We start from the raw sequence: 19,791 nt of genomic DNA, 5'->3' as shown, positions 1-19,791 counted from the left end.
GTAATTTTTTTTAATTATACTTGTCTATAATTAAAAATTAATATATTATAATATTTTACTATTTGTATTGAAATATAGTTTAATTATAGTTATAATTACTATTAAAAATATATTTTATAATTTGGATACTATGAGAAAAAGAGCATTTTTTATTTTTGTATTTTTATTGATTATTCTGTTTAATCTTTCATCTCAAACAGCAGAAAATTTACCTCCATATCCTCCTGAAAATCCTGAAGTTATTCCTATCAGCGAAATTTATGAGGGAATGGAAGGAGTAGGCTATACAGTTATACATGGTACTAATGTAGAACCATTTAAAGTAAAAGTTATATCCATTTTAAGAAAGAGATGGCATAACAGCGATGCAATACTTATACGATGCGAGGGACTAAATTTAGAACATTCAGGAACTGTAGCAGGTATGAGCGGCTCTCCTATATATTTTAACGGAAAAATAGCAGGAGCTTTGGCTTTCGGCTGGAACTATGCAAAAGACCCAATAGCAGGAGTTACTCCTATAGAAGAAATGTATAAACTTTATAATGATGATAATGCTAAAGCACCTATTTTAGGCTTTGCTAATGATAATTCTCTTAAAACTCCGTTAATATTTTCAGGCATAAGCAGTAAAGCATTTGATGAATATTCTGATTCTTTTAAGAAAAACGGATTTTATCCTATGCAGGCTGGAGGTTCTGTTTCGGATACAAATCAGGCATCAAAATTTCTATTTGGGGATTCTGTTGCTATAGTTATGGCTGACGGAGATGTTTCTTTAGCAGGAATAGGTACCGTTTCTCATACTGATAATGAAAAGTTTTTGCTTTTCGGACATTCTATGTGGTCTAAAGGAAGATTAACCGCACCTGTATCAAGAGCATATATTAATCATATAGTAGCTTCGGTTGCTTCATCTTTCAAATTAGGTGCTGCTTATTCTAATTATTTGGGATATACTGTTTATGACGGGGCATTCGGCGTTTCCGGCGTATACGGAGAAGTTCCTGATAACACTATGGTTCCTGTAAAATTAGAAATAGAAGATCAAACTTTTTTAACTAGAGATTATAATTTCAGAGTATTAAATGATCCTTCATATTTTTCTGATATACTTTCTATGGCATTATATAGTGCTATAAGTTCTACTGCAGGAGAAGATGAAGAGGGCGTATTTAGTATTAGTTATGAAATAGAAACAGATTATTTTGATGAGCCTTATAAAGTAAGCGATAAAATACTGGCTTATTCTTCTGCAGATGCTTTCAAATCCGCTATAAAGCAGTTAATAGCACCTGTAGATTTCTTTATATATAATAATTTTAATAGAGTCGGAATAAAATCTGTAAAATTATCTGTTAAAAGAAATAATCTTGAATATGCATTTTTGAATGATATTACTTTATTAGAGCCTAGAGCCGTAGCTGGAGAAACTATACATTTAAGAGTAGGCGTAACTCCTTATGGAAAAGAAAAGCAGTACATAGATATACCTATAAAACTTCCTATCAATTTAAAAACAGATGTTTACAGTATCTATGCCGCCAATGAATATATTTACAATTATGCAGAACAATTATTTATGTCTAGTAAATATGAAATAAGAAATTTAGATGATGTTATGCGTATATACGGAAAAAGCTATGATGACAGTTCTTTGAGGGTATGGCTTTACTCATCATCTAGGGGAGTTCAAATAGGAAAAGATTTATATCCTACTCTTCCTCCATCTAAATACGGTATAATGGCTAAGAATGCTACTTCTGATAAGGCTGCTGTTATTACTGCTATTGACGGAAAATATCAAATGCCATGTTCTATACTTGGATTAATGAAAATAGATATAATAATTGAAGGGGCTAGAAAATATGAAAATCGTTAAGATAATTTGTATATTACAATCAATACTGATATTAACTTCTGCTGATGTTTCTGCAGTTGTAACTAGAACTTTATCAAGCACAAGAAGAGGTTTTTATGATAATGGCATATATGACGGCATAATGCTTACAGAACAGGGAAGTTTAACTTTGGCTCCTATTATAGAAAAAAACGGAGCTATATCTGGAAAAGATATTTGGAAAATGTATCCTGCTGATAACGGGGATATGTTTGCTGCAATCAGCGGAATGGGTGCTGAGCTTTATAAAAGAACAGCTGATAATACTAATTTTATATTATTTGTATCAGAAAAAAATGAGAGTGCATTTACATCAGTTATAAGCGATAACAACGGAAATATATATGCGGCTTTAGGTCCTTATGCTAAAATAATAAAATATGACAGTCAAGGTAATGAGATTTGGAGACAGGTTTTAGATGATACTTATATATGGGATATGAAATTTGATAATAACGGCAACTTATTTGCTGCTGCAGGCGGAAATAATGCCAGAGTATTAAAAATAACTCCTGACGGAAACATAAAAGAAATATTAAAGACAGATGAACAGCATGCTATGTCTTTATTTTATGATAAGAATAATAATAAACTTTATGTAGGAACAGCAGGAAGAGGACTTGTATTATCTATAGATTTATCTACGAATTTAGAAAATCCTTCATATAATGTTCTTTATGATACAGCTGAAAATGAAGTTTATGCTATAACTTTAGATAATATAGGTAATTTATATTTCGGCACATCTTCCAGACAGCCTGCTTATTTAATACTTCCTTCTATAATAGACGGAGATAAAAGAGCTGATGAAAGAGAAAGAGAATTTAGAAATTCTTTATATAAAGCAGATACCAATGGTACAGTTCAAAGATTATTTTTCTTAAATCAAACATTAGTACTTGCTTTAAGCAGCGATAAAGATAATAATATATACTTTGTTACAGGAGATACAGCTGATATATATAAAATTAACGGCGATGACGGGCTTTTATCATATATAGGCGGATTAAAAAATAAAATGCTTTCTACATTTGCTGTTTCTGAAGACGGGCTTTATTTTGCTGTATCAAAAACAGGAGAAATATACAAAATAAAACACGGCTATCCTAATAAAGGAAGTTTCACAAGCGATACATTAGATTTAAAACTTTTAAGTAAATTTGGAAGTTTGAATTCTATGAGCACTGTTCCAGACGGAGCGAATATATCTGTTGAGGTGAGAACGGGAAATGCGGCAAGAGTAGATAATACTTGGAGTAAATTTGTTGCTGTTGAAAATAATGGCAAAGCAGATGTTCCAGACGGAAGATTTATGCAATTTAAAGTTACAATGGAAACTTCAAATGCAGAATCTACTCCTATATTAAATTCTATAGATTTTACTTATGTTGAAAATAATTTAGCTCCTGAGGTTTTGAATGGAGGACTTACAACACGTTACCGTCAGCAAAATGATTCTTCTGAAACTGCAAAGAGCCCTCAATTAGAAGAAAATGAAGCTATGGTTTATTGGAAAGGTTCTGATCCTAACGGAGATAAACTTATATATGATTTGGAGTACAGATTAAAGGGCGAAAAAAAATATAGAAAATTATCAAGTAATTTAGAGACTTCATATTATAAATTTAATGCCTATTTAATGCCGTCTGGTATTTATGATTTTAGAATCACAGCAAGCGATAAATATGATAATCCTGTAGGTCAGATAAAAACAAAAACTTTAGAAGTGTTTAATATTAAATATGATAATGATCCTCCTGAAATATTTGATTTTAATTGTATAGGAGAAAATGCTAATAGAAAAATTACTTTCAGAGCGGTTGATAAACTTTCATTTATAAAAACAGTTAGATATTCAACAATAACAGGAGAATGGAGATATATTATTCCAGATGACGGCTTGCTTGATTCTATGGACGAAACATTCTCTATAAATATAGATGATGCTGAGGCCGGCTCTATTACTATTGAGGTTATGGATACTGATGGAAATATAAAATATTATTCCTTTTTAATATGATTGGCGTATATGCTGCCGTTAATTGATTTATAAAGTTTTTGTATTCTATAAATAGGATTAATACTTTTATAATTATTAAAAGCATATATATTTATTTGTCTATAATAAATTTTTGGGCTGTCTTAGATAACTTAAATTTGTTAAAATTTAGGTATGAAACGCACGCCTTTGGCGTTAACTAAAGAAAAGCAATTAAAATTAATAGAGCATTTTGCAGCAAGGACATCTTTAATCTTAGTAAAAGTTAATAAAACTACAGCCTCTTATTATTTTTTAAGATTAAAAAAATTAATATTTGAATATGAAACAGAGAAAGAAATTTTTAATTGTGAAATAGAAGTTGATGATACCGCAAGAATGTACTTCGTAAAGTTATTTTGGAGGTAAAAGAAAAGGAAAAAGAGGAGCTAAAAATAAAATACTAGTATTCGGTTTATTGAAAAGATTAAGAAAGTATTATGTAAAAATAATAAATACAAAATTATTTGGTATTATTAAGCAAAAAGTACAGCCAGATAGTATATACTGATTCTTATTGCAGTTATAATATTTTGTATGTATTTGAATTTTGCTGTGTGTGCCTTCGGCAGCATTTCAGAATTAATCACGATGAAAAATTTACTGAGGAAAAGAATCATATTAATGGTATGGAATACCAAAAGAACATTTTCATTTATTAAAAAATGCCAATTTAGATAAGATATTGAAAAGCAATTAGAAATTATATATAATTTAGCAAAAAAGGAGCTTTTTTAGTTATCTAGAACAGCCCCTAAATTTATATATAACAATATTTTTTATAAAAAAGAGTTTAGAAACATTTACAGCAAATATATATAAAGTCAAATCAGGATATAATACAGTATTTTATGATTTTTACGGATGTGTAAGTTCAGAAAGAACTTTAGAAGAAACAGTTAATAATGCAAAAATAGCACTTCAGATGCATATTGACGGTATGCTTGAAGACAAAGAGAAAATTCCAAAAGCTTCAGGTTTAGAAAAGATAAAAGATAATAAAGATAATAAAGAAACATATTATACTAATTGAGATATATTATTTTTATTAATTTAATATTTGTATTTTTTTTAAAAGTATATATACTTATTAAAAAATATTATTAACATAATAGGTTTTTATGAATACATCAATATTATTATCATCTATAATAATTATACTATGTATAATAGTAAGTAAAATTTCTTCTAAAGTAGGTGTTCCTTCACTTTTACTTTTTTTAGTTTTAGGAATGATATTTGGAAGCGACGGGCTTTTAAAAATACAATTTAATGATTATAAAATAGCAGAACAATTATGTACTATAACATTAATATTTATTATGTTTTACGGTGGATTTGGTACTAATTGGAAAGCTGCGAAGCCTGTAGCAGGCAAAGCATTTCTTATGTCATTTTTAGGTACTTTCATCACATCTATGGTTACAGGGGCTTTATGCTATTTTATACTTAAATTTGAATTATTTGAAAGTTTTTTGATAGGCTCTGTTATAGGTTCTACAGATGCAGCTTCTGTATTCTCTATACTTCGTTCTAGAAATCTAAACTTAAAAGACGGACTTGCTTCATTTTTAGAGCTTGAAAGCGGAAGTAATGACCCTATGTCTTATATGCTTACAGTTATATTTTTAGGGCTTACTGGTCAAACTTTAACTAGTCCTTTATCTATTGTGTATATGATTTTTTCTCAGATAGTTTTTGCTTTGCTTGCTGCATTGGCTGTATCTTTTTTAGCTTATAATATGCTTAAAAGGTTCAGATTTCCTGTTAATGGGCTTGATACTATATTTGTACTTGCGGTAGCTTTGCTTGCATATTCTTTATCTTCTATAGTTGGAGGTAATGGATATTTGACAGTTTATATAGTGGGTATTATTTTAGGAAACAGCCATATTAAAAACAAAGTTACTTTAGTTCATTTTTTTGACGGTATAACAGGGCTTATGCAAATGGTACTTTTCTTTTTGCTCGGACTTTTATCATTCCCTTCAAGAATATTAAATGTAGCACCTACTGCTATTTATGTAGCACTTTTTATTACATTTGCAGCAAGACCTATAGCCGTATTTTCTATACTCACTCCTTTTAAAGTATCATTAAAAAAACAGATTTTAGTTATGTGGGCTGGGCTTAGAGGGGCAGCTTCTATCGTATTTGCTATATTTGTAATAGTTAATAATAATTATATAAGTTATGATATATTTCATATAGTGTTTTTTTTATCAATAATATCTGTACTTATTCAAGGTACATTGCTGCCTATAGTGGCTAAAAAATTAGATTTGGTGGATTCTGATGAAAATGTACTTAAGACATTTAACGATTATGTAGATGATTCTGATATGGAGCTTATACAAATAAAGATACCTCCTACACATCATTGGGTAGGAAGACCTATAATGGAAATAGAACTTCCTGAAAATTCTATAATAGTAACGATTGAAAGAGGAGAAGGCACAATAATTCCAAATGGAAAAACTATAATAGAAAAAGATGATATTGTAATACTTAATTCTAAAAAAACTAAATATTATAATATGAGTCTCAGAGAAATATATATTAATCATCATCATCCTTGGAAAGATAAAGAGCTTAAAGATTTAAATTTGCCTAAAAATAATTTAATCGTTATGATAAAGAGGGAAGGGGGTACTATTATACCTAGAGGAAATACGGCTATTAAATACAGAGATATAGTGCTTATTAAAGAATAAATTTTTTATTTGTATATTTTTTACTATCTTTTTTATTAACGGTTATATTATATAGTATTTTTCATAAATAATCTCCCACTTTTATTTAGCTTTATATCATTTAAAGCTAAATGAAAGTGACTTAATTTATTATATTAAAAATCTAATATTACAGACTTATTTCTTCCTGTTTTTTTAGCATTATACAGAGCTTGGTCTGCATTATTAATAAAAGTTTTTAATTCTATATTTTTTTCTTTTACTGCTCCGCCTAAAGATGCTGTAGCTTTTAATGAATATTCTTCTGTAGAAAAATCGGTTTCTAGTATAGAGTTTCTTATCATTTCCATAGTATTAAAAAGATCATTTTTATTGCTGATATCAAATACTATTATGAATTCTTCGCCTCCATATCTTGCCAATACGGATTTATATTTTAGCTTTTTTAATTTTTCTTTCATAACCTTTGATACTAATTTCAATACATAGTCGCCTATATTATGACCATAAGTATCATTATAATGCTTGAATTTATCTAAATCTATTATAACTATAGAGTATATTTCATTTGATATTTCTTTTTCTTCTAAATATTTTATTATATATCCTCTGTTATATAAGCCTGTAAGTTTATCTCTATTTGCAAGAAATGAAAGTTTTTCGCTGTATAATAGTATTGAAAGATAATTTATCAATATTGATATTTCATCTTCATTTTTATTTGTATTGAGTATTATATATCCGAATTTACTTCCTCTTGCATATAATGAACATTCTTTATTATTTTCTTTTTTATTAATAACTAATTTATTTTTAGATACATACCATAATCTTGCTTCTTTTGTATCATATTTATAAAAATAAACGGCAAAGCTTTTTATAAAATCTTTAGAATTGGCTTCAAAAGTTTTTATTATACCGTCTACAGAAAAAGGTTCGGGTATTTTGTTTAACATATTAATTATTTTAATAATATCATTCATATTTAAAATATTATACAAAAATAAAAATATATTGCAAATATAATCTCAGTATCAAATATATTAAGGATATTTTATTTTTAATTATATTATCTTTTTCTTAAGAATTTTTTTATAGGTATGAAATCAGCAGGATTTAAAGCTACTGCATTTCTTCTAACCTCAAAATGTAAATGACTTCCTGTAGATTTTCCAGTGCTTCCCATTCTTCCAATCATTACTCCCACACCTACAGACGCTCCAACAGATGTAGTTATAGAATTAAGATGTCCGTAATATGTTGTATAGCCTTTATCATGACGAACTATAACCAAATTGCCATATCCTCCGCTGTATCCTGCAAATACTACCTTTCCTTTTCTAGCTGCATATACAGGAGTATTTATTCTTCCGGGTATATCTACGCCCATATGTTTAGTTCTTACGCCTGTAATAGGGTGTATTCTATATCCGAATACGCTGCTTATTCTAGTTATGGCAGTAGGAATACTGAACATTTGTCCGAATTTATCTATTCTTTCATCTAAAGTATATTTAGCTCCCGGTAAAAATATATCATCTCCAACTTCAATATCATTAGGATCGCTTATTTTATTAAAAGAAAGTACTCTGTCTAATGAAACATCATATCTTTCAGTAATTTCTTCTATAGACTCATCTTTTTTTATTGTATATAATAATCCGTTGCGGTTGGGTATTACAATCTTTTGTCCTGGTCTTAATCTGTTGGCATTAGTTATTTTATTAACGCTCACTAAAGTATCTAAATTAGCACCTATTTTTCTTGATATTGTAGTAAGATTCTCGCCTTCTTCTATTATATAATCATCATACTTCATTCCTATAGTACCGTCTCCGACTAAAGTATTATCAGAAGCTATAGCATTATAAAATATATCTGTTGCATTTTCTAATGTTACTGCTGATGTTACAGTGGGTACTTCAGATATATTGGAAGTATTATAGCTCACCTGTACAGGAGATATTTCATCTAGTATTTTATTATATGCTAAGCTAGATGGGATTCTGTCTTCAGGTACAATCGCTGCATTTGAAGTATAACGCATATTCATTATCAAAAAATTTGCTAAAAACATTAATAATGATAATGATACTACAATTAATGAAAACTTTTTAATTGTTCTTACAAAAATATTATTTTTTTTATCGTTATTAACAGAATATCTTGTTGAATGTACATAAGTAGTTCTTATTTTTTGTACGCTGGAATTTTTATATAATTTTTTTTTTATATTTGATATTATATCTCCTATATAAGAAGATACAGTATTATTTCTCTTAATTTTTGTGTACTTAAATCTACTGTTTTTCATAATTGATTTCGTTAAATTAATACTATTTTTACTACTAATAATTCTAATATACAAATATTTTATAGTATTGTCAAGTATGTAATTTTATTTTTTTAATTTATTTCCTAATTTACATAATCGGCAATTTCTTTAAATGAATTTAAATAATAATTATTTTTTAATTCTAACAAAATATTTTTATCAGTTATTCCATATAATACTAAAAAGCATTTTATAGAGGAATTATTTGCAAATTCATAATCAGGTATTCCGTCTCCAACCATAATAGTTTCATTTTCAAGCAGACTATAATCTTTTTTTAAACTATACCAAATATTAATATCGGGCTTTCTGTACGGATAAACACCATCGCCTATAACAGATTTGAAATATTTTAGTATATTAAGTTTTTCTGCAGTTTTTACAGCCATTTTATTAGGTTTATTGCTTATTATAAACATATTAATATTTTTACTGTATAATAAGTCTAATGTATCATAAACTCCGTCATAGAGTTTAGTGCTGTCAGTACAATGCTCTTCATAATATTTTATATAGTATTTGTATACTTCTTTTTCTATTTTTTTATTATTAATGTATTTATTAACAGCATATTTAACTAGTATTTCAGCACCATTTCCAACAAATTTATGAGTATCTTCAATAGATATGCTTTGTAAATTAAAATGCTTCAATGCTGAATTTATAGAGTTATGTATATCAATTATGGAATCAGCCAAAGTTCCGTCTAAATCAAATATTATATTTCTTATCATAATCAGCTGTTTTTTAACATTTCTCTATTATTAACTTTTTTTATGCCTCTGACAGTATTATTTCTAAGTTCCTTTAATTCTCTTTTTAATCTTCTTTTTTGATATGATTCAAGCCTGTCTATAAAAGATATTCCATTTGTATGATCTATTTCATGCTGCAGTACCTTTGCTATATAATTTTCAGCTTCAAGTATCTGTTCATTTCCTTCCCTATCTAAATATTTTACTTTTATCTGAGTGTATCTTGCAACATCATCTCTTATTTCAGGAAATGACAGACATCCTTCCTCTAATACTTCTTTTTCTTCTCCATTCCATATTATTTCAGGGTTTATCAATGCTAATTTAAAATCAGGCTTTTTTTCATCATCAAAGTCAGGTACTGATATAACTATAAGTCTTTTTAATACTCCAACCTGAACGGCTGCAAGCCCTACACCCCTCTCTTTATACATAGTTTCAAACATATCATCTATTAAAGTTTGTATTTCATCATCTATTTTTTCTATATTTTCTGATACTTTCTTAAGTCTTTCATCTCCGTATATTACTAATTCTCTTAGCATATTATCTCCTAAAATTATATATAAAAAATTATTTGTAATTATTATTAATTAATATTAAATCTATTATATAATATTAAATTTTTATTTATAGTCAAGACATTTTTTATATTAGATTTATATAGTTTTTTTATTAATTGCTATTTAAAATTATAAAATTCCTTTGACAAATGATTTTTTTGTAGTAGAATAAACTTTATGATGAAAGTTGCTTATTTTGACTTGGATAAAACCATTATAAATAAAGACTCTATAGTTCCATTTATGATTTTCTATTTAAAGAAAAATCCAAGCAGTATAATATATTATATAGCTTTAATTCCTTATTTTTTATTATTTTCTTTAAAAATAATAAATAATGAAGATATAAAATATAAAATAGCACATATATTCAAAAATATAGATATAGAATTTGGAAACAAAATAGGAAAAGAGTTTGCTGATAAAATAGTGCCTAAATTCTATTATAAAGATGCTTTAGAAGAGATAAAAAAACTGAAAAATCAAGGATATACATTAATTTTAATTACAGCAAGTTTTGAGATTTATACCAAATATATAGCTGAGAATTTGGGCTTTGACAGATGTATGGGTACTGAATTATGGACTTTCAGAGAAAAGTATACAGGATATATGTATGGTAAAAATTGTTATGGTGCAGGCAAGAGATACAGATTATTTACAGAACATTTTTTTCCTAAGCATAGCAGTAAAAATATAGCATACAGTGATTCTATAAGTGATTTACCTCTTTTTCATTTTGCCGATACTAAAATATGCGTTAATCCGGACAAAAAATTAAAAAATTATGCTTTGAATAATAAGGATAATGGTTTTACTATAGTTAATTGGAGTTAATTGGAGATAGTATGTCAGGCAGTGAAAATATCAATAATAATACAATTAATAATAAAAACATAGATGATGATATTAATGATATAATAAAAGAGAATAATGATATCATTGCAGAAAAAATTAATAATCTTATAGATATAAATAATATTTCTTATGCCAAAAAGTTAGCTTTAGAATTGATAAAAAAAGATAATAAATATAAATACGGATATTTAGTATTAATTGATATATATTATGAAGAAAATGATTTCAAATCTGTGATAGAGCTTATTGATAAGGCACTCAATTTTATAAAAGATGATAAAGATTTGCTTGAAAATAAGATTGAAGCACTTATAAGCATTTATGAATATGAAGAAGCAAAGAATGTAATAGAAAAATTAATATCTTTCGGCAATGCTGATTCAAGTGTTTATGGGCAGTACGGCATTATACTTTCTATGGAGGGCAGACATTTAGAGGCTATAGAAAAATATAAGAATGCTGTATCTGTTGATAACAGCGATATACTTTCTATGATTAATATGTCTGTTGCTTATAGGGCATTATATAAATATGATGATGCTATAGATATTTTGTATAGGGCATTAACTATTAATAAAAATGATTCCAATATCATAAACAGAATCAATAATATAAAATATTTAAGAGATAATGCCAAATTTGATATAGGCAAATTAATATCTATTGAAGCAAACCCTGACAGATTTCATTTGCTTGTTCCTGATAATTTCAATGCTTATATAGACAATTCCGTATTAAAGATAGAAAGCCCTGACAAGAGAATATCAATAATTATAAGCTACAGCGATAAAAAATATGATGAAAATGCTGTAAAAGAGCTTTTTGACGGATTCAAAATCAGCAGAGGAGAATTATATTCAATAATAACTCCTATATCTATAAAACTAAGAGAAGAGTATAATGATTTATTTGCAGAGTTTATATTCACTTCCAAAATAAATAAAAAAGATTTCTTCAATGCTGCAGCTATAGTAGGTAAGGGCGAAGAGTCTATAATACTTACAATATCATCAACCGTGACAGTAAGCAGCTATTTAATATCATTTGCTAAAGAGATTATGAATAGTTTGTATTTTAAGTAAAAATGCATAAGAATTAGTATTTACAAAGTTTAAAAAAAATGTATACTAATTACGATTATTTGAATAAAAAATAAAGGTCAATATATAAAAATGTTAGTTAAATTTTCAGTAGAAAATTATAAATCTATTTATGATAAAATAGAATTGGACTTTAGAATAAAACCGAAAAATCCTACTGATGAAGCAAATATAAATGCTAACCCTTTTGTATTAAAAATAAATGATGATTATATTTCAAAATTATGCTTATTTTACGGACATAATGGTTCAGGTAAAACTAATATATTTGAAGCTATATTAAATATATGTTTGTCTAATGTTGATAATGGTTTTTTAGATAATATATATAAACCTAATATGATTTATGGTGAAAATGAAGAGTCTAAATTTGAAATAGAATTTTATTCTAATGTTTTAAATAAAAATAAAAATGAATATTCATTGTATAGTTATAAGTTAAATGTAAAAAATAAAGAAATAAATGATGAATATAAAAAAAGTATACAAATTACAAAAGAAATTCTTAAAGAAAATGGTAATTTAGTTTTTGAAAGAACTAATAATGATTTAGATGAAAATTACATAATTAATAATAAAAATATTGTTATACCGTCTGATGAAACATTTATATTATTTTTAATGGATATTTATACAAAAGAAAAAAAAGAATTTGAAACTATAATAAAATATAGAAAACTTATGACTTCTATATTATCTACTAATTTAGGTATTAATTATTTAGAAACTCCTAATTTTACTAACACCCTTTTTAATGAAATATCTAATAATTTGGATAAATATAAATTATTAGATTTTTATATAGATTTAATAAAAATAGCTGATTTAGGTATAGATGATATTTCTTTTGAATTAGATGATCAATATGAAAAAATTGAAAGTTTCACAAAAGATGTGAGAAAAAGCTATGAGGAAAATAAAAGTAAATTAAAAAAAGATAAAGATTTTTTAAAGAAAGAAAAATATATTGATAACATTATTTCTATAATGGAAAATTTAGAAGCATTGAATGATAATGCCGTAAAAAAACGTAAGAAAGTTATTTCATACAGAAATGGTAAAAAAGCTCTTTTTGATGAGATAGAATCTGACGGAACAAAAATATATGCTTTTCATATGTTTAATATAGTTACATCTTTAAAAAATGGCTCTTTATCTTTACATGATGAATTTTACGGAGTTCAGCCTGATTTGATAAAAACAGTATTTTTTTTATTTAGAAAAAATATGTATAAAGAGATAGAACAGACTTCACAATTATTTATGACAACACATGATATAATGCTAATGGATTTTAAATATTTACTTTTAGAACAAGTTAAGTTTGTTGTAAAAGAAAAAAATAAAACATATATTTATTCTGCTTCTGATATAGAAGGATTGACAAAAGAAAATTTAATTGAAAATTATAAGAATAATAAATTAGGGGCAAAATATTTTCCTAGAGCCTATGATTTACCTATTAAGATGTACTCTAATAATGATAATGAGTTATAAGTTATGAGTTTTACTATTCCAAATATAAATGATAAAAAAACTACTCTTATATGCTTCTCTACTGGTATTTATGAGAAGAAATATTTATCTGCTATATTGGAAAATCATAAAAAAAGTATAGATTACTTTGATAATTATAGTGAATTAAATCAATTAGATAAACGTCATAGAAATGAAGATAAGGCTGATAAAGCAATAAAAGAAATATATGAAACTATAAAAATGGGATTAGACACTTTATTATCCTTTGGAGAGCAAAATTCTAATTATATATTAGTTATAATAACAGACTGTGATAAAGCACCTTTTGATGCTTTCAATAAATTAAAAAACAGCGTACTTGATATTTTAAATATCTTTAATTTTGAGATTGATTATCATTTTATATTTTCTTATAGAGGATTTGAAGATTGGATGAAATTTTATCTTAAAGATGGAGAAACTATTTCTAATTTGCATGATATAAAAGACGATATCAAATCTTTGATAAAAGAAAAAAACTCTAGTGTTTTTGACAGGCATAAAGAAGCTATAAATAAATATAAGCGATTCACAGATTATAATTCACCATTAGATAATTATGAAAGTATAAAAGATTACCCTTATTCTGATTTTCCGTATTTTTTAGAGTATTTAGAACAAAAATATAATATACCTATATAATTTTATAATTTCTAATCTCCAAAAAAAATATTAAAGCAGTTTTTTATTAAACCGACAATAGCTATAAGTATAATTTTATAATTTAGAGGTTATAACTATGAGTATGTTTGCTGATACAACCTATGCTAAAACTATGACTGTAGCTAAAAAGCTTTTAAATGTTTATGGGCTTAGAGCTGAGGTTATAGCTGATAATATGGCAAATGTATCTACACCTAATTTCAAAAGAAGCGATGTAACTTTTGAATATCAGCTTGCAAGAGCTTTAGACAGCGAAAATTATAATGGTATGGAAGCTAAAAGAACAGATTCAAGACATTTTCCTTTTCATACTCCTATGGATTATAAGCAGACTGCACCTACTATTACAGTAGATTATGATACAAGCTATAGAAATGATAAAAATAATGTTGATATAGATAAAGAAATGGCTGAAGAGGCTAAAAATACTTTAAGATATCAAATGTTTAGTCAAATAGTTAATGCACAGTACAGAGAAATCAGAAGAATGATAGGCAATGCTTAATTTGTATTATTTAAATTCTTAAAGGAGTAACAGAAATGGGAATATTTTCAATTATTAATACATCAGGAAGCGGTTTAACTGCCCAAAGAACTAGATTGGATGTTATAGCTGATAATATAGCAAATGTAAATACAACAAGAACTACAGAGGGCGGAGCTTTTAGAAGAAGCAGAGTTATATTTAAGCCTAGAGATGACGGCAATAAATATAGAAGTCCTTTTTTACCAGATGCCCTTCAGCCTAATGTAGGTACAGGAGTAAGAGTATTCAGTATAGAAAAGGATATGGAAACTGCAACTAGATTCGTTTATGATCCTTCGCACCCTGATGCTATTAAATATGGAGAAAAAGCAGGATATGTAGAAATGCCTAATGTTAACCCTGTTACAGAGATGGTTGATATGATGGAAGCTTCAAGAGCTTATGAGGCAAATTCTACTATGATTCAGTCTGCTAAAACTATGTTTGGAAGTGCTTTGAATATAATAAGATATTAATTTAATATTTTAAGGATATTTTTATGAATATTAATAGTGTAATGAATGCAAAAACAGGAAATGTTGGAGATAATTATGGGTTTGTGCTTAAAACTACAGATCCTAGACATTACGGACCTGCTCAAAAGCTTAGAAGAAGCTCTAGTAATGATTTGATAAGTAATTTCGGTACAATGCTTAGCGATGCTATTGATGCGGTAAATCAAAAACAAGTTGATAGAGATAATATAATAGTGCAGGCTGGAATAAGACCTGATCAGGTTGATATTTCTGATGTAATGAACTCTATTGCTGAAGCTGAATTATCTCTTAGTTTTACAAAGGCTGTAATTGACAGAGCTGTAAGAGCTTATCAGGAAGTTACAACTTACAGATAAGTATAAAAAATAAATTAGCAGTATATAAAAAAATTAGCAATATATAAAAGAAATTAACAATAATGAACAATAATAAACTGTTCTCTTTCAAAAAAGAATTATTAAGGGCAGGCATTTACGGTTTAATAGCCGTAATGTTTGCCGACTTAATTTTTTTCTCAATTTATAATAAGAATCAAATATATATAACTATTATTCTAATAATACTTGAAATTATAACTTTGGTATTTTTATATATTGATGCTTCAAATATCAATAAAAGAAAATTATTATTCATAAAAAATAATTCTATATTAGAGCATAATATAAATAAAACAGTAAGTAAAGAAAATATAATAGACAGACTTAGGTATTTCGGATATAGTATGTACTCTGTTAATTCATCAAGAGTTTTTATTAATGCTGATATTATAAAAAATAAAAAATCTGTCATAATATATGCATACTATTTTATTTTAGCTGATATTGATAAAGATGGCGAGGCTGTGCTTAATAATATTAAAAATGAGATTAATGAAATATTTGATTTATATGCTGATGACAATCAAAAACTTTTTAGAAAATATTATGATGTTAAAGATGATAATGATAAAATATTAAAAGCAAAATTATATAATTATGCTGTTTTTATTTTTTACGGCGACAGCATTCCAAATAGAATAATAGAAATGTCCGAATACGGATATACAAAAGAAAAATTATTAAATAGTAACGCTCAGATATTTACTTTATCATATTTACCCAGCGAAAATAAATTATACTTTGCAGATGCAGTAGAAAATATAATAAATATTAATAGATTTCCAAAGAATGATTTTGTTTATATTATCAAAGATATATTTTCATTATAGTATATTTTATTTACTGATTAAGGATTTTTTATGACTATAGAAGAGTTTAATAATAAATATTTAGTAAATAGGGAAGGAACCAATTCGCAGAAATTAGAAACTTCTAAGGATAAAAGATTTAAAGTTGATGGACTTTTACCTATGTGGGTTGCCGATATGGAATTCAGAGCACCTGATGAAGTAATAGAGGCTTTAAATAAAAGAGTATCTCATGGTGTTTTTGGATATACTTTTTTATGGGACAGCTATTTTGAAGCATTTTTTAATTGGCAGAAGAGCAGATATAATATTGATTTAAAAAAAGAATGGATATCTTTTTCTACGGGAGTTGTTACTTCTTTATATTGGCTTGTTAATGCTTTTACGAATAAGGGAGATAGTGTTATTATACTTACTCCTGTTTATTATCCTTTTCATAATGCTGTTAAAGATAATGAAAGGAACTTAATTAAATCTGAATTAAAAAATGATAATGGAATATTTAGTATAGATTTTGAGAAGCTTGAAAATGATATAGTAAAAAATAACGTAAAATTAATGATATTTTGCAATCCTCATAATCCTATAGGAAGAGTATGGACTGATGAAGAGATAGATAAAACATTTGATATATGTAAAAGACATAATGTATATATAATTTCCGATGAGATTCATCAGGATATCAATTTAGGGATTCGCCCTTTTATTTCAGCACTTTCTATAAAAAATAAAGATAAATATATTGATAGATTAATAGTATTAACTTCAGCATCAAAAACATTTAATTTAGCATGTCTTTTGAATTCTCATATAATTATACCAGATGATAATATGAGAAAAATATATAATAAATATGTTAAAACTATCAATAGAACAGAATTAAGTATTCTTGGTATGATTGCCGCAGAGGCAGCATATAAATACGGTTCTAATTGGCTTGACGGATTATTAAAAACATTGAAGCGAAATTATGAGTATATACTAGATGAATTAAAGTTAAAAATTCCTGATATAATAATAAGCCCTTTAGAAGGAACATATTTAACTTTTATGGATTTAAGAAAAATTGTTAATCCTAATAGAGTTAAAGAGTTTATACAAGATGATTGTAAAATAGCTGTAGATTTCGGAGAATGGTTTTCGGATAATTATAAAGGGTTTATAAGAGTTAATATTGCTAGCGATTTTAAATATATAGAGGAGTTTGTGAATAGAATATCCTCACAATTAAAAAATAAAAATTATAATTAAATTGTTTTTTATAATAAACTTTATATTATTTATTATAATAATAATTATACTTAATAGTTAGTATTAATATCAAAATTATTATTTAAAAGCGGTATAATATTTATAACAGGCTCTTCATAAGGGTGAACTTTTTTCATCACTTTTATAATATTTTCTATATTTTTTACATCTGTTGAAAACTCTATCTTATCTTCAGGAGCTTTTGATATCTCATTAATTTTTCCGTCAAAAGGATTAGCATTTTCTAAAGGACGCCAATACCCTGTGATTTTTGCTGCAGACATAACATTATCATAATTACCAAATCCCAATGCACCTATATCATTCAAAGCCTCTCTAAGTTTTTGCGTATATTCTTCAGGTATATATATTTCTATTTTTACTTTTTTTATATTCATTTTATATCCTATAATATGCTTTTTAAATTATATAATATTTTTTATGCTTTATAAAAATTAAATTATTAAAAATCAAAAGTCATAGGGTTAGGTCCTACTCTATATCCGTTTTCTAATGAATTTATTTTTTCAATATCATTTTTATCCAATTTAAAATCAAATATATTTATATTTTCTTCTATCCTAGACTTATTTACAGATTTAGGTATTACAGATATATTATTTTCTATATTCCATCTTAATATTATCTGTGCAGGCGTTTTATTATATTTTTTTGCCGTATCAATTATTATTTTATCATTTAAAAGCTTTCCTCTTGCTAAAGGAGACCATGCTTCTGCTATTATATTATGATTTTTACAAAATTCTATTAATTCATTTCTTTGTAAATTCGGATGTCTTTCTATTTGATTCATCACAGGAGCAATACTGCAGTGAGCAAATATATCTTTTAAATGATTTATTTCAAAATTGCTTAGTCCTATAGATTTAGCTTTCTGGCTTTGACATATATTTTCTAATGCTCTGTAAGTATCTAAATATCTTTCTTTTTTACTGCCCGGCCAATGAATGAGAACTAAATCTACATAATCTGTATTAAGTTTCTTTAAACTCTCTTCAAATGATCTTCTTGCTGAATTATATCCTTGATTTGTATTCCATATTTTTGTAGTTATAAATACTTCTTCTCTTTTTATGCCTGTTTTTTTTATAGCTTCCCCTAATTCCTTTTCATTATTATAAAACTGAGCCGTATCAAATTTTCTATATCCTGCTTCTATTGCCCATTTAACTGCATTTTCTAATTCTTTCTTATCTGTTATTTCATATACTCCAAGCCCTAGTATAGGCATTTCTATACCATTATTAAATTTTACATTAATCATAATTTATTCCTTTATATCATAGAATTAATTTTATTATATGATATAATATATATAATTTCATCAATATTTTTTAATTTATATAAATTAAAAAATGTTTTATTGTTTTTATGATTTTCCGATAATATTTATTAATTAACATAATAATTTCAATGGGGGATTAAATTGTCAAGTAATAACGGCTACGAAAAATATAAAAAAGTAGATGTAAGTACAGCTTCTCAGAACAAACTTATAGTAATGCTTTATGACGGAGCTATTAAGTTTTTGGAAACTGCTTGTGCTGCCATTGATAAGAAACACGGTACAGAGGAAGCTCACAATAATATAGTAAAGGCACAGGAAATTATATATGAGCTTTTATCTTCTCTTAATTATGAAGCAGGAGATATAGCACATAGATTGGCATCTATATATACATATATGAATCAAAAGCTTACTGAGGGTAATATATCAAAAACTAAGCCTCCTATATTAGAGGTTATAAGGTATCTTAAAGAGCTTAAAACAGCTTGGGAAGGCGTTGAAGAGCAGATTGCTAAGGGAAATACAGAAAATAAAGCTTCATCTAGTCAGGATAATTCCCTATCAAGCGGCGACAGTAAATTAAATATAACAGGTTAAGC

Annotated in this window: 20 protein-coding genes and 1 pseudogene; 15 read left to right on the top strand and 6 right to left on the bottom strand. The window is 26.5% G+C overall.

The genetic code is table 11. The annotated features are described in order from the left end of the window. Positions 1 to 121 precede the first annotated feature (121 nt). The 5 genes and pseudogenes from QZ288_RS02445 (at position 122) to QZ288_RS02425 (ending at position 6,652) form a co-directional block, all read left to right on the top strand. Positions 122 to 1,882 carry a SpoIVB peptidase S55 domain-containing protein gene (locus tag QZ288_RS02445; RefSeq protein ID WP_295154622.1) on the top strand — a complete coding sequence of 587 codons (1,761 nt, stop codon included), beginning with the start codon at positions 122 to 124 and terminating at the stop codon, positions 1,880 to 1,882. Next, entirely contained in the window at positions 1,869 to 3,920 is a 2,052-nt protein-coding gene (locus QZ288_RS02440) for a sugar-binding protein (RefSeq protein WP_295154585.1), read from the top strand. Before QZ288_RS02445 ends, QZ288_RS02440 begins: the two co-directional genes overlap by 14 nt. 153 nt (positions 3,921 to 4,073) lie before the next feature. After that, positions 4,074 to 4,619 (top strand): annotated as a pseudogene (locus QZ288_RS02435) (IS1595 family transposase). Positions 4,620 to 4,704: 85 nt separating this feature from the next. Then, positions 4,705 to 4,971 (top strand): type II toxin-antitoxin system HicB family antitoxin, encoded by a 267-nt coding sequence (locus QZ288_RS02430; protein WP_365970299.1) that lies wholly within the window; start codon positions 4,705 to 4,707, stop codon positions 4,969 to 4,971. A gap of 88 nt (positions 4,972 to 5,059) precedes the next feature. Further along, complete coding sequence (locus QZ288_RS02425; RefSeq protein ID WP_295154583.1) at positions 5,060 to 6,652, top strand: potassium/proton antiporter; 1,593 nt, start codon at positions 5,060 to 5,062, stop codon at positions 6,650 to 6,652. Between the two features lie 134 nt (positions 6,653 to 6,786). On the opposite strand, the gene QZ288_RS02420 is transcribed toward QZ288_RS02425, so the two are convergent. From QZ288_RS02420 to def, 4 genes are all read right to left on the bottom strand, one after another. Next, positions 6,787 to 7,614 carry a GGDEF domain-containing protein gene (locus QZ288_RS02420; RefSeq protein WP_295154581.1) on the bottom strand — a complete coding sequence of 276 codons (828 nt, stop codon included), beginning with the start codon at positions 7,612 to 7,614 and terminating at the stop codon, positions 6,787 to 6,789. A gap of 86 nt (positions 7,615 to 7,700) precedes the next feature. After that, positions 7,701 to 8,945: a M23 family metallopeptidase gene (locus QZ288_RS02415; protein WP_295154579.1), complete on the bottom strand. Its 1,245-nt coding sequence runs from the start codon at positions 8,943 to 8,945 to the stop codon at positions 7,701 to 7,703. A gap of 104 nt (positions 8,946 to 9,049) precedes the next feature. After that, positions 9,050 to 9,700: an HAD family hydrolase gene (locus tag QZ288_RS02410; protein WP_295154577.1), complete on the bottom strand. Its 651-nt coding sequence runs from the start codon at positions 9,698 to 9,700 to the stop codon at positions 9,050 to 9,052. Positions 9,701 to 9,702: 2 nt separating this feature from the next. After that, positions 9,703 to 10,266 (bottom strand): peptide deformylase, encoded by a 564-nt coding sequence (def, locus tag QZ288_RS02405; protein ID WP_295154576.1) that lies wholly within the window; start codon positions 10,264 to 10,266, stop codon positions 9,703 to 9,705. A 195-nt stretch (positions 10,267 to 10,461) separates the two neighbouring features. Between def and QZ288_RS02400 the strand changes: the two genes are divergently transcribed. The 9 genes from QZ288_RS02400 (at position 10,462) to QZ288_RS02360 (ending at position 17,883) form a co-directional block, all read left to right on the top strand. Then, the gene (locus QZ288_RS02400) at positions 10,462 to 11,121 is read left to right on the top strand and encodes an HAD-IB family hydrolase (RefSeq protein WP_295154574.1); all 660 of its coding nucleotides are present in this window, start codon (positions 10,462 to 10,464) and stop codon (positions 11,119 to 11,121) included. 11 nt (positions 11,122 to 11,132) lie between these two features. After that, a complete protein-coding gene (locus QZ288_RS02395) occupies positions 11,133 to 12,224 on the top strand; it encodes a tetratricopeptide repeat protein (RefSeq protein ID WP_295154572.1) in 1,092 nt (363 codons plus the stop codon). A 90-nt stretch (positions 12,225 to 12,314) separates the two neighbouring features. Beyond that, complete coding sequence (locus tag QZ288_RS02390; protein ID WP_295154570.1) at positions 12,315 to 13,739, top strand: AAA family ATPase; 1,425 nt, start codon at positions 12,315 to 12,317, stop codon at positions 13,737 to 13,739. 3 nt (positions 13,740 to 13,742) lie between these two features. Continuing rightward, entirely contained in the window at positions 13,743 to 14,402 is a 660-nt protein-coding gene (locus QZ288_RS02385; protein ID WP_295154568.1) for a hypothetical protein, read from the top strand. A gap of 97 nt (positions 14,403 to 14,499) precedes the next feature. Continuing rightward, entirely contained in the window at positions 14,500 to 14,928 is a 429-nt protein-coding gene (flgB, locus tag QZ288_RS02380) for a flagellar basal body rod protein FlgB (protein ID WP_295154566.1), read from the top strand. 35 nt (positions 14,929 to 14,963) lie between these two features. Next, positions 14,964 to 15,425 (top strand): flagellar basal body rod protein FlgC, encoded by a 462-nt coding sequence (gene flgC, locus QZ288_RS02375; protein WP_012670385.1) that lies wholly within the window; start codon positions 14,964 to 14,966, stop codon positions 15,423 to 15,425. A gap of 23 nt (positions 15,426 to 15,448) precedes the next feature. Next, positions 15,449 to 15,802 (top strand): flagellar hook-basal body complex protein FliE, encoded by a 354-nt coding sequence (gene fliE, locus QZ288_RS02370; protein ID WP_295154557.1) that lies wholly within the window; start codon positions 15,449 to 15,451, stop codon positions 15,800 to 15,802. A gap of 62 nt (positions 15,803 to 15,864) precedes the next feature. Then, on the top strand, positions 15,865 to 16,653 hold the full coding sequence (locus tag QZ288_RS02365; protein ID WP_295154555.1) for a hypothetical protein: 789 nt from the start codon (positions 15,865 to 15,867) through the stop codon (positions 16,651 to 16,653). A 30-nt stretch (positions 16,654 to 16,683) separates the two neighbouring features. After that, positions 16,684 to 17,883 carry a MalY/PatB family protein gene (locus tag QZ288_RS02360; protein ID WP_295154552.1) on the top strand — a complete coding sequence of 400 codons (1,200 nt, stop codon included), beginning with the start codon at positions 16,684 to 16,686 and terminating at the stop codon, positions 17,881 to 17,883. A 50-nt stretch (positions 17,884 to 17,933) separates the two neighbouring features. Here QZ288_RS02360 and QZ288_RS02355 read toward each other — a convergent pair whose 3' ends face one another. Continuing rightward, positions 17,934 to 18,281, bottom strand: a complete 348-nt coding sequence (locus QZ288_RS02355) for a cytochrome C biogenesis protein (protein WP_295154550.1) — start codon at positions 18,279 to 18,281, stop codon at positions 17,934 to 17,936. Positions 18,282 to 18,346: 65 nt separating this feature from the next. Then, positions 18,347 to 19,168, bottom strand: a complete 822-nt coding sequence (locus QZ288_RS02350) for an aldo/keto reductase (RefSeq protein ID WP_295154548.1) — start codon at positions 19,166 to 19,168, stop codon at positions 18,347 to 18,349. A gap of 162 nt (positions 19,169 to 19,330) precedes the next feature. Here QZ288_RS02350 and fliS point away from each other — a divergent pair, with 162 nt between their 5' ends. After that, a complete protein-coding gene (gene fliS / locus QZ288_RS02345) occupies positions 19,331 to 19,789 on the top strand; it encodes a flagellar export chaperone FliS (protein WP_295154546.1) in 459 nt (152 codons plus the stop codon). The last annotated feature ends 2 nt before the right edge of the window (positions 19,790 to 19,791 follow it).

It is taken from the genome of uncultured Brachyspira sp. (assembly GCF_910578695.1).
In the GTDB taxonomy this organism is placed as follows: domain Bacteria; phylum Spirochaetota; class Brachyspiria; order Brachyspirales; family Brachyspiraceae; genus Brachyspira.
The sequence above is the reverse complement of the archived record's forward strand: the minus strand, read 5'-3'. Positions and strand labels throughout refer to the sequence as shown.